The following is an 11,953-nucleotide window of genomic DNA, read 5'->3' on the forward strand; positions in this document are numbered from 1 at the left end:
AGCCTCCTCGAAAAGAATGGTTCGCAATGATGAACCATCTATTTAATTTTGCATCGGGATATATAGCTTTACGATAAATCCTTGTCTCTCGTTTGTAGCTATCTCTAAACCTGCTTTTGATTCGTAGTTTAGAAGAAGACGGTCATGTATATTTTTTAAACCAATATGCTCGTGAGAAAATTCGCCAGCATAAGGAGCACGATAGATATTACTCCTTATAGTCTCCAGCTCTTCTGCTGATAAACTTGAGTAGTCATTTTCAACAATTAGATATAAAAAATCCTCTTTAATTTCGCCTGTTATGTTTAAAGAAGAATCAAAATGGCCTTGTTCATAGCAATGTTTAAAATAGTTCTCTACTAGTGGTTGGAGTATCATACTAGGGATTTTTATCCCTTGGATTGCTTCACTTATCTGAATAGAGTAGTTTAGCTTACTGCCAAAACGTTCCCGTTGCAGTGTTAAGTATGCTTTTATATAATCCAGTTCTTCACGAATTAGAACCCACTGATCTGCTCGGATAGAGTATCTCATCATTTTTGATAAGGATGTTACAAGCTGATAGATTTTAGGAGAGTTATTTTGCAGCGCAACTGCTCCAATGGATTGAAGAGCATTAAATAGAAAGTGAGGATTCACTTGAGATTTAAGTGCTCGTAATTGATTTTTTCTATTCTCAATCTCCAATTTGTATTCCCGATCAATATGGAGATTTATACGCTCCAACATTTCTTTCATATGCTTTTCTAGATGACCAATTTCGTCTTCGCGGTTGTCGGTAAAAGGAATATTTAAATTTCCTCCTTTAATAGAAAGCACCTTTTGGCTGAGCACTTTAATAGGACGTGATATATAATAGGCAAGGATGCTGATCATTAATAGTCCTAGTACCCCCACCCCTATCCCAACCAGTATGTTGGTGTAAGCGGTTTGTCTAGCATCATAAAATAATCTATCACTAGGTGTCACCTTTACGATTTTCCACTGATGAAGTGGTTTTGATAATGTTTTAGATAAGATAATATCATTGCTTTTATCCTGGCTGGCATGAAGGAATTTCTCATCTGCTGTTTTTCCTATTAGGGAATGAACATTTGTATACATTACAATATCATGTTCATTAAGAAGATAAATGGAATCACCTTTATCCTGTAATAGATTCCTGCAAATCTGTGCATACTTGTCTAGATCCATATCAATTGTAATAACCCCAAGAAATTCTTTGGATAGAGGATCCAGTATTTTATGATGGATAGTCATAACCTCTGTTTTGTCTGATTCAGGTATAATCGCGGCATTATTATAGTTTCCAATCGTATGGGGAGGCTCTATTAAAAAACGTGAATTTGAATGAATCAGCTCTTGCATGGAGTCTAACTTCATAAAATCATTTTGCGGTTTTCTTGCGCTGATCATCCCATTATAAATAGTGAATGATTCTTTATTCTTATCCAAATAAAAACGAATTTGGCGGATTTCGGAACGCATCAGGAAAAAAGTTTCAATATTTTCTTCCATAGCAATTGGATTAAAATAAATGGAATCTTCATAGCCATTAGTGAAAATCCGAAAAAAGTCTGGATTTCTATATAAAATATAGGGAAGGTTAATCATATCGTTAAAATATTGTTCTAGTTCTTTGGATAATTTATCTAATTGTTCTTTGCTGTTTTGCAGTTCATGCTGTTCGACACTATCCTTTGTATATCCATAAATAATTAAAACCGTTAAAAAATAGGGCAGGATAATGAAAGCAAGAAGCATAAAAAATAAACGGCTTTGAATGCTTTTCATATTAAGAAGTTCCTTTCTTTCCATTAATATCATTATCTAGCCTTAAAAAAATTTAGTAGTACTCAATAAACCATTTCTTTAAATCTAAATCTTTTTTTACAAATAAGTCAATATACATAGATGGAAAGAAAGCTAGGAGATATTTTTGGCGTTTTATCCATTAAACCGCTGAATGGCATCGCTTACTAATGATAGTGGAAACGATAACAAAAAGAACAAAATTGAATCGATGGCACTAGGGACTATATCTTCATTACGAAATTTAGGTAATTATCATTAAATATTGTCATACTATCTATTATTTCGTTACATTCAAGTCAAAATAAGGAAAATTAAATGTTCATTTATGAGATTGGATAACTAAGGAGCATCTTCCGTTTGCATTTTGGGATGTTAATTGCTGATTTAATGTAAAAAGAGTGTCACAGCTGATATGCTTTGACACCCTTTTTGGCTGTTTACTTTTTAAACTCATTCAATCTTTCGTATGTCTCTAAGAGAAATTGGTAAAATAGTGATTCTGTTGGAAGTAGTTTGCGATGACTTGGATAAATAACCCCAACGGTTCTCGTCAGATTAACATCTGAAAGGGGAATGACGCAAGTAGAACGTGGTGTGTTATCCACCAATGTCATTTCTGGCATCAAGGCTACTCCTAACCCAGCAGATACTAATCCTTTCAGTGCATCTATGTCTTTTCCTTCAAATGCAATCTGTGGAGAAAATCCTGCATCATGACATGCTTTAACCACTTGGTCCCTGAATACGAATCCTTCTGGTAAGACACAGAAGGGATCATTCTTTAAATCTTTTAGCTGTAACTCTTTTTGATTGCTCAATGGATGATGAAGAGGAAGTAGGGCAACAATATTTTCTGTAAATAATGTAGCACCGTTAATTTTATCCTCCTTTTCTCGGTTTGGCATTGGCGCAATCATTGCCAAATTAAATTCTCCATTAATAACTCCATCGATAAGGTCATAATACAGGGCGTTGCTCATATGGAATTTTGCTTCTGGATATCGGGTACGAAAAGAATAGATGATAGAGGGAAGCGTATGAGCAGCCATGCTGATAGGAAAGGCAATTCTAACTGTCCCTTTTTCCGGATCAAGGGATTCCTCCACTTCTCTTTTGGCGTCTTCCATCATACTCCATATTTGTTTCATTCGCTCAAAAAAAACTCTTCCAAGGGGTGTTAACTTCACGCTTCTTCCTTCACGGATAAAAAGCTCGACCCCTAATTCTGCTTCTAAATTGAAAATTTGTCGACTTACAGAGGATTGGGCCACATGCAAAGCATCGGCAGCTTCTGTAATATGTTCCCTTTTGGCAGCTTCCAAAAAATACTGTATTTGTCTTATTTCCATGTCTGCACTCTTTTCCATTCATGCGTTTAACGCATGAATTCAATCCGAAATTAGTATTGTACCTATTAATTATAAAATTATAAAATAAAAACAACTTTTAGAAAAGAGAATATTCTAACATTAATTTATTATAGGGGCTGAAAAAGGATGAAAGTGCTGGATAAAAAAGAAGAATTTCAAACACAAACGGTGAAAGATTACATTAATCAATTAATAAATCAAGTGAAAGAACGTAATCCTCACGAAAAGGAGTTCCAGCAGGCAGTTAAAGAAGTCCTCGATTCTTTAGTTCCTGTACTTGAAAAAAATCCAACATATATTAAACATGCTGTATTAGAAAGAATGCTTGAGCCAGATCGACTAATTAGCTTTAAAGTCCCTTGGGTAGACGATAATGGAAATATAAAAGTAAACCGCGGCTATCGTGTCCAATTTAATAATGCAATTGGACCATATAAAGGAGGACTAAGATTTCATTCTTCTGTTAATGCCAGTATTATTAAATTTCTTGGATTTGAGCAAATCTTTAAAAACTCATTAACCGGTCAGCCCATAGGCGGCGGAAAGGGCGGTTCTGACTTTGATCCGAAGGGGAAGTCTGATTTCGAAATAATGCGTTTTTGTCAAAGCTTTATGACTGAACTTAGTAAGCATATCGGTCCGGATATCGATGTGCCTGCTGGAGATATCGGAGTAGGAGCAAGAGAAATTGGCTATATGTTTGGACAATATAAACGATTAAAAGGTGCTTATGAAGCAGGTGTCTTAACTGGAAAAGGAATCGGATATGGTGGAAGCTTAGGGAGAAAAGAAGCAACTGGATATGGCTTAGTGTACTTTGTGGAAGAAATGCTGAAAAGTCAGGGACTAGGTTTTGAAGACAATACGGTAGTAGTTTCTGGTTCGGGAAATGTATCGATTTATGCGATGGAGAAAGCGATACAGTTAGGGGCTAAAGTGATTGCTTGCAGCGATTCCGGCGGTTATGTGTATGATCCAAATGGAATAAACCTTGATACAGTGAAACAATTAAAAGAAGTGGAAAACAAAAGAATCTATGAATATGTGAATAGACATCCTGATGCTATCTACGAAGAAGGATACACAGGTATTTGGACGATTCCATGTGATATTGCCCTGCCATGTGCAACACAAAATGAACTGAATAAAGAATCAGCTGAAAAATTAATTGCCAATGGAGTAAAAGCAATAGGCGAGGGGGCAAATATGCCTTCTACTCTTGAAGCAGTCGATACCTTTATCGAGCATAAAGTATTATTTGCACCTGCCAAAGCAGCAAATGCAGGCGGGGTGGCAGTCTCCGCTTTAGAAATGGCACAAAATAGTGCACGAATAGCTTGGACGCAAGAAGAGGTAGACAAGAAGTTACAAGCAATTATGAAAAATATTTATAGTAAAAGTATCCAAGCATCTGAGGAGTATGCAGCGAAAGGAAACCTAGTTGCAGGTGCTAATATAGCAGGTTTCATTAAAGTAGCGGATGCTATGATAGAACAAGGGATTATATAAGAAATTTCACATAGAATGTTATTTTATAGAGTTTAGAAGAGAGAATCAGTATGTTGCTGGTTCTCTTTTTTTATTGAAAAAACCTACTTGGATAAGGATTTATATGTTGGTTCTTTAGGAGAGAGGAAAATCCACATAAACTTATTGTTTTCATTTTCGTTTGGAAACCTATAAGTCTCTATGGAGAACTTTATGGAATTGATTGCTATTATTATTACAACAATACGAAAGGTTTTAATTGAAAATTTTTTCTTATTGAAAAAATCGTGTGAGACTTTCTGACAAGAAACAGATTTTATTATTTTACTCATGTTACAATTGTCCCAACATTCAGAAAAGGAGATTGCAATATGAAAAAATCACATCCTATCCTTGTTATCTTTTTATTCTTTTTAGGCTGGGTATTTATGTATGCAGATCGTAATATTCTATCACCAGTCATGGGAAGCATTGGAGAAGAATGGAACTTAAACCAAACCGAACTAGGGTTAATGGCTACAGTATTTTTTGCTGCCTATGCTTTTATGCAAATCCCTACTGGCTTTTTGGCAGATAAATTTGGGCGAGTAAAGGTGTTAGTAATTGGCTTTATCGTTTTTGGCGTTGGTACCTATTTAAGTGGTGCTTCCACGACGTTTGCGATGTTTTTAATTATGAGAGCAATTACTGGTTTAGGAGAAGGTACTTATTATGGTTCACAGTATGGTATCTCTTCTACGATAACCCCAAAGAAATATCGCGGCTTAGTATCAGCCATTATTAACAGTGGAATGGCTTTTGGTATTTCGTTAGGATTTATGTCTTCCAGTTATTTTACCTACACATTAAATAAAGGCTGGCAGTTTCCGTTTTATGTTTTTGCAATCCCTACCGTTTTGGTTGCTATTTTAATAGGCATATTTGTTCGTGACAATTCACATAAGGAGAGGAAAGTAGAATCTGAATATGAAAAAGTCGAGATGAAGAAAATTTTCACTAAAAATCATATTTTTGTATATATCTTAATCTTTTGTTCCTTATATGGTTTTTTCGGTATGCTGACATGGCTTCCTTATTACTTACAAACAGCAAGAGACATTGAGGCCTCCCAAACTGGGATTATTTCTTCTTTAGTGCCTTGGGCTTCCATTCCAGGTGCCATTCTATTTGGCTTCTTGTCTGATCGCATTAAAAGTAAAAAGCCGCTCATTATCGCGCTGGCATTAGCTGGAGCAATTTGTCAATTTGCAATTCCTTATACAGACAATTATTCCTTGCTGATTGTCGGATTATGTTTATATGGTTTGCTTGGAAAATTAGCGCTGGATCCAGTATTAATTTCATATATGGCAGATATTACTCCAAAGTCTATGTATTCAAGAGTTTATGGATTCTTTAACTTTAGCGGGATGCTTTCTTCTATATTTGCGCCATATATTACGGGGTATTTCGCTGATAAAACTGGCAGTCTAGAATTCGGATTTTATCTAGCCGGCGGGTTATTAATCATTGGTGCCATATTGTTTATATTTACAAGCGATAAAGGGAAAGAAGACAATAAAGCAGCGATTAATGTTGGACTTAAGGAGGAAATAGTAAGTTGAATAAAGTAATAGTAGGCACAGAATCAATGATTGTAAGTCCACATTATTTAGCTTCACAAGCAGGTGAACAAATTCTCCAAAAGGGAGGCAATGCATTTGATGCTGCTGTTGCTGTGAGTGCTTGCTTAGCTGTAGTATATCCGCATATGACTGGTCTTGGGGGAGATTCTTTTTGGCTGACTTATAAGGAAAAGACAGGGAAAGTGCGTACTTATAATGGAAGTGGGAAGTCAGGAGCGGCTGTTACAAGAGAAATGTTTAAGGGAAAAGAGAGCATTCCTTTTCGAGGAATAGAAAGTGTTCTAACTGTTCCTGGCATGGTGGATAGCTGGGATGCTATCTTAAAAGAATATGGAAGCATGACTCTTGCAGAAGTCTTACAGCCTGCTATTGAATATGCAGAAAAGGGATTTCCTCTTTCTAATGATCAATATGAAAATACGGTGAAAAATGAGGGACTTTTAAGAAATATAGAAGAAACTGCGGCTGTTTTTCTGCCAGATGGAAAGGTTCCAGAAAAATTTTCTCGGTTTGTGCAAAAGAATTTAGCGAACACGTTAAAACAATTAGGAGCGAATGGAAGAGATGATTTTTATAAAGGAGAACTGGCCAACAGAATTATTTCTGGTTTGCAGAAAAAAGGCAGCTATTTAACAATAGCAGATTTTGCCGCACATAAAGGGGAATGGAGTGAACCGCTTGCTAGTACCTATCGCTCTTATACTATGTATCAGGCTCCTCCCAATTCACAAGGCTTTGTGGGACTCATGATTTTAAATATATTAGAAAATTTCGATTTTTCATCCATTCCGTATGAATCCTATGAATATTATCAGCTAATAATAGAAGCAGTGAAACGAAGCTTTCAAGACCGGAATGAGCATCTGACAGATCCGACATTTCATGACATTCCATTAGAGCAGCTATTAAGCAAAAAGTATGCAAAGGAGATGGCGGATTCCATCTCATTAGAATATACAGCAGATTATACTTCGCGCCCTGTTGGAAGCGATACAGCCCATGCCGCTGTTGTGGATAAAGATGGGAATGCTGTTTCTTTTATTCAAAGTCTATATTTTGAATTTGGTTCTGGTGTGGTTGCAGGAGATACGGGGATTACTATGCAAAATAGAGGGTCATTTTTCTCACTTGATCCTGATCATGTCAATACATTGGAGCCAAATAAGCGGACATTCCATACTTTGATGCCTGCCATGGCTTTTAAAGAGAATAAACCATATGTGTTGTATGGTACACAAGGCGGGGAAGGCCAGCCGCAGACTCAAACTTTGATGATTACGAGAATGCTTGACTATGGACTTGATCCCCAAAGAGCAATAAGTGAGCCACGGTTTGTATGGGGGCGTACATGGGGAGAAAAAACCGAAGAGCTAAAAATAGAAAACCGTATTTCGGCAAATGTTTTGGAAAAGCTGCAAAAGGCTGGTCATACCGTAAACCGAGTAGAAGCATTTGACGGAATTATGGGGCATGCAAATGCTATTTTGATCGATGAACAAGGATTTTTATATGGTGGTGTCGACCCAAGAAGTGATGGAGCTGCCATAGGAAAATAAGTAATCAAGAGTTTATGACTAAGAGTGAACTTCTGCTAGAAGTTGGCTCTTTTTTATAGAAAAAAGTTTATACCATTCATTCCAATCTGCCCTAGTCTAGCAAACTTTAATAAATTGGAAAAAATAGGGTTGTTTAATAAACAATATATCCATTGAATTTGAGAATAGTGGGAATATGAAAGTAAATGAAAAGGGGTAGAATGAAGGGATCGATGAAAAAATTTGCGAAACTAATTATTTATTATATAAAATAGATAATTGCTATTTTACTGTTGCGTTTTTTTAGGATAAGAGAAGAAATTTTTTTGGAGGTAAAAGAAAGGATGCCATTTTGATCTCGGCATCCCTTCTTTTTATTTTTTTTTGATAAAAAACTTTGTTTATCTTTAAGAAAAATCAGGGTAAGTCTTCTGTGTAGTTGCTTGACTCAAATCATGACCATAAAAAATGTGGGTAGGGCGTACTTCAGACATAAGTCTTTTTATTTTTCTAATCGATTCACTAGCTAGTTGTTGATCGAATGTAGCGAATGGAATATCATCTTCGTAGTTTTCTCTCGTATACGCTAAATCAATCGTTAATAAAATAGGGCCAGATTGTTTCGTTGTAACCAGAATTGATTGGTGTCCTGGTGTATGGCCAGGAGTAAAGAGAAGTTGAATACCTGGCATGAGTTCATAATCACCTTGAATAGCCTTATAATTTAAGTTATTTTGAGTACACTCTGGTGGAGCATAATTTTCGTTTCCAATAGCAACATCCAGTTCTGCTTGTTGAACAAATATGGGTGTTTTAGGAAACAGAGGATTTCCACCTGCATGATCCATATGTAGATGAGAAGAAATAATTGCTTGAATGTCATTCGGTTTATAACCAATATTATCTAAAACAGCAAGAATATGATCTTCCTTTCTCATATCTGGTAAAAATAAACCTTCATAAGGCGTATCATCAAAATAACTTGGATTTTCAATAAATGATTCTGGCATTCCTGTGTCAATAATAATTGGGCCATCCTTTGTTTCTAGTAGATAGGACCATATTTGTAAGGTTACAAGCTTACCAGATTCTAATGTTTGGTTTAATGACGAATGATCAAGCGTTAGCTTTCCTGTAGGTAACCAGTAAAGTCTTTCTATCATCTATTTCTCCTCCTTAATTTTCTTAATAGTCAGATTTATTATAGTATGTCATAGATTTCTTTTTTGGACAAAGATATTTTTATAGTGACAAGTATTTGAATCTTTATTAGAAAAAAATATATAAATAATGAGCAGAGTAATATTTAAAGGAGTACTTAGTTTTTATTCTAATATATTTGATTTAGTTTGTGGTTAATATTAAAATTTAAAGAAAATATTAGGTGGATTATGTATGCGAATAGATAGTAACACCATGAAAAACAAAAAAAGGTGATAATATGGCAGGATATGTGTTTAGTTTGAATAATATGGAGTCTCTTAAAAAAATTATTAATAATGGTGTTTATAGTACTAATTTGACAGAACCAAAGAATAGTCGTTGGTTACCTCATCATGAAGGAACTTTAACAGATTATCTAACGATGAAAGAAGGGGATAATGTATATTTTTTTATTAAAAGAAAAATATATGGAATTGGTATACTTAAGAATATTAATGACAATTGTAAATTTCTAAATTATCCTGAGGCAGATATTCCTAAAATGCCAATTTACGGATATATTAAAGATAGTTTGTTATTAGATGAAACAAATGAATCAATTAATAATAGATTTATTTGTTCGTTCTACCCACATCCCTACTTTTTCGAAAAAGGAATTGATATGGATGATGTGCTAGCCTCTAATCCTGATAAATTTAGAATTTTAAGGGCCTTCTGGAAATTGTCGTTTATTAAAATTGCTGATGAAGAAAATAAAGCTCTAAGGGATATTATATTGAAGAGAAATGAAGAGTTTTTAAACATAAAGAAAGGGAGGTTTTTATTTAGTGAATCTTTACAAAATAGTATCAAACATAAATTGTCTGAAAAATATTATTTAACATCTGAGAATATTTTAAAATACTCCTCAAGAGAAGATTACATAAAGCATGAAATGGCAATTGAAGCTCATATTGCTGACATTATTACTAATAAAAAAGATAGTGTTTTTGGAAAGTGGGATTTTATTTCGCACCAAGTAATTGCTTCACCGTTTAAACCTATTGATTATATGGATAAAATGGATATATTTGGTTATAGAAACATTGCTGGTTTTGATACTATTTCTAAGTACTTGTTAATCGAGATTAAGAGAGATAGTGCGAATAAAGAAGCAATTAATCAATTGATGAAATATGTTGATTGGATTAATCAAGAATACTCCCATGGAGATTATTCAATGATTGAGGCTTTTCTTGTGGCATATGATTTTCCAGAGGATGTAATTAAGGAGAAAGAGAATATTTGCAAACGAAATTATATTAAGGGAAGACGGCCTACAGAATCTGCAGAATGGAGAAATGTAAGATTAATCAAATATAAATATGACAATAATACAAGCAATCTAGTTTTTGAAGAAGTATAAAAAGTAAAGCCTATAGTATAAGTTGAATCTATAGGCTTTACTACCTTTAATGCTATTAATCTTTAATGATTTCTGAAACATATGTATTATTTAACCAATAGCATTGTTTCGTGATTATTTGTCCATTAGGTAATTGAACTTTATCGTTTCCATCTCTACCCTTTGGACGAATATGAGTGACACCATTAAAAGAACTTTTTGGGAAATTATTGGTCTCAACCAATTTTTTTCCGCGTTTTACGTATTCGATCTTTAAACCACTATTCAATAGTTTATTTACTTCAATCCATAATTCTTTTATTTTAGACTCTATAGTTTCTTCTGGCATGTTCCAAAGTTTGATTCCTTTTAAGAATAATTTTCTATTTGGATTATCTTTTTTAAGCTCATTATATTCAAATATAATGAAAAGAAATTTTGTTTCATAAAAACGATTACGTATATAGCTTCCTTCCCATGTTTCGTTTTTCCATTGATTAAAATCAATATTTTCAAATGACATGGATTCTTTTGGGATACCATTTGGTTCCAATCGAACTGTTTTAAATTGAATATTTGCCTTTGCAAATTCTGCTATATTATCTAGTTTTGTACCTTTAATTCCTAATAACGCACTTATAATTTGAGGGATAAAACTTTTAGATCCCTTATTATATTTTATATTTAGCTCTCTAGATATTTCATCATCAGTTAATCCAATATACGGCGAAAACTTTTCATTTAATAAGTCATGAAAACTTTTGTTCTGTAAATCAGTTGCTTTAGCGAAATTCACTAGATTCTCTTGTTTAATATGTTGTCTCACTAAAGCTGTCATATATGACTGCTTTAAGGAATAAGCCCTTTGCATTGCTGGTATTTCAGAAAATGGTTGAGGTCTAAGTGAATTTTTATTACTTCCTTTCGTACATGCCCCTAAATATATGGTATCTCCTTCGGAAAGTTCATGAGCCTTTCCTTGTTTAATTTTGTTAAGAATTGTTTCCCAATCATTTTTTATAATTTCTAAATCGGCATCTGGATAAGAATAAAGAATACTCTTATTTATATAATAATCATCTCGTTCTTTATCTGGTGTCCACTCATAAAACATTAATAATAACTTTTGGTTTTTCTCCCAAAAGCTTGAAGTTTTAAAAGTAGTTTTAACTTCTTCCATATAGTTTATTATATTTAAAACAAGCCTCTCTTTTGCTGATAAGCTACCATTTTTGTTTGTTTTAATTGGAGTTACTTTTAACTCGACTCCCAATTCTTCAAAATCTGGTCTAGCATCTGAATTTATTTTATAACCAAAAAAGCTTTCTTCGATAACTTGACCTAAACTTCCTTTTGATTTACGATTAGACAATCTATTATAAATATCAATTTGTCCAAATGTTTTACCTTCTGCTTCCCGTGCTTTATTAAGTAACTCGTTATCAGTTTTATATAACATAATATCTCCCTTTAATTAAATTTTTAATGTATTAGCAGAGCGTTTGTTCTTAAAATGTGATAGAATAAGAGATAATCTTATTAGTATATAATTAACAATGACACACACAAATG

Annotated in this window: 8 protein-coding genes; 4 read left to right on the forward strand and 4 right to left on the reverse strand. The window is 33.9% G+C overall.

The features are described 5' to 3' along the window. Positions 1-42: 42 nt before the first annotated feature. Entirely contained in the window at positions 43-1,794 is a 1,752-nt protein-coding gene (locus tag NSQ92_RS04675) for a cache domain-containing sensor histidine kinase (protein ID WP_341152414.1), read from the reverse strand. A 458-nt stretch (positions 1,795-2,252) separates the two neighbouring features. Continuing rightward, the gene (locus tag NSQ92_RS04680; protein ID WP_016204111.1) at positions 2,253-3,164 is read right to left on the reverse strand and encodes a LysR family transcriptional regulator; all 912 of its coding nucleotides are present in this window, start codon (positions 3,162-3,164) and stop codon (positions 2,253-2,255) included. A 147-nt stretch (positions 3,165-3,311) separates the two neighbouring features. Here NSQ92_RS04680 and gdhA point away from each other — a divergent pair, with 147 nt between their 5' ends. The 3 genes from gdhA (at position 3,312) to ggt (ending at position 7,854) form a co-directional block, all read left to right on the forward strand. Beyond that, the gene (gene gdhA / locus NSQ92_RS04685; RefSeq protein WP_061800233.1) at positions 3,312-4,694 is read left to right on the forward strand and encodes an NADP-specific glutamate dehydrogenase; all 1,383 of its coding nucleotides are present in this window, start codon (positions 3,312-3,314) and stop codon (positions 4,692-4,694) included. Between the two features lie 350 nt (positions 4,695-5,044). Next, a complete protein-coding gene (locus NSQ92_RS04690; protein WP_047941442.1) occupies positions 5,045-6,277 on the forward strand; it encodes an MFS transporter in 1,233 nt (410 codons plus the stop codon). Further along, positions 6,274-7,854 (forward strand): gamma-glutamyltransferase, encoded by a 1,581-nt coding sequence (ggt, locus tag NSQ92_RS04695; protein ID WP_341132305.1) that lies wholly within the window; start codon positions 6,274-6,276, stop codon positions 7,852-7,854. Before NSQ92_RS04690 ends, ggt begins: the two co-directional genes overlap by 4 nt. A 386-nt stretch (positions 7,855-8,240) precedes the next feature. On the opposite strand, the gene aiiA is transcribed toward ggt, so the two are convergent. Beyond that, positions 8,241-8,996, reverse strand: coding sequence for a quorum-quenching N-acyl homoserine lactonase AiiA (aiiA, locus tag NSQ92_RS04700; protein ID WP_341152415.1), 756 nt, complete (start codon positions 8,994-8,996; stop codon positions 8,241-8,243). A gap of 278 nt (positions 8,997-9,274) precedes the next feature. Here aiiA and NSQ92_RS04705 point away from each other — a divergent pair, with 278 nt between their 5' ends. Further along, positions 9,275-10,402: a hypothetical protein gene (locus NSQ92_RS04705; protein WP_341152416.1), complete on the forward strand. Its 1,128-nt coding sequence runs from the start codon at positions 9,275-9,277 to the stop codon at positions 10,400-10,402. A 55-nt stretch (positions 10,403-10,457) separates the two neighbouring features. Here the strand turns inward: NSQ92_RS04705 and NSQ92_RS04710 are convergent, their stop codons facing one another. Continuing rightward, a complete protein-coding gene (locus tag NSQ92_RS04710; RefSeq protein WP_341152417.1) occupies positions 10,458-11,840 on the reverse strand; it encodes a Sau3AI family type II restriction endonuclease in 1,383 nt (460 codons plus the stop codon). Positions 11,841-11,953: the final 113 nt, after the last annotated feature.

The organism is Niallia sp. FSL M8-0099 (genome assembly GCF_038006945.1).
GTDB classification, from domain to species: Bacteria; Bacillota; Bacilli; order Bacillales; family Cytobacillaceae; genus Niallia; species Niallia circulans.

What these genes read in the sequence shown, in the direction of transcription:
- NSQ92_RS04710 (WP_341152417.1), bottom strand. Translation starts at nt 11,840, where the DNA reads ATGTTATATAAAACTGATAACGAGTTACTTAATAAAGCACGGGAAGCA.
- NSQ92_RS04680 (WP_016204111.1), bottom strand. Translation starts at nt 3,164, where the DNA reads ATGGAAATAAGACAAATACAGTATTTTTTGGAAGCTGCCAAAAGGGAA.
- gdhA (WP_061800233.1), top strand. Translation starts at nt 3,312, where the DNA reads ATGAAAGTGCTGGATAAAAAAGAAGAATTTCAAACACAAACGGTGAAA.
- NSQ92_RS04705 (WP_341152416.1), top strand. Translation starts at nt 9,275, where the DNA reads ATGGCAGGATATGTGTTTAGTTTGAATAATATGGAGTCTCTTAAAAAA.
- NSQ92_RS04675 (WP_341152414.1), bottom strand. Translation starts at nt 1,794, where the DNA reads ATGAAAAGCATTCAAAGCCGTTTATTTTTTATGCTTCTTGCTTTCATT.
- aiiA (WP_341152415.1), bottom strand. Translation starts at nt 8,996, where the DNA reads ATGATAGAAAGACTTTACTGGTTACCTACAGGAAAGCTAACGCTTGAT.
- NSQ92_RS04690 (WP_047941442.1), top strand. Translation starts at nt 5,045, where the DNA reads ATGAAAAAATCACATCCTATCCTTGTTATCTTTTTATTCTTTTTAGGC.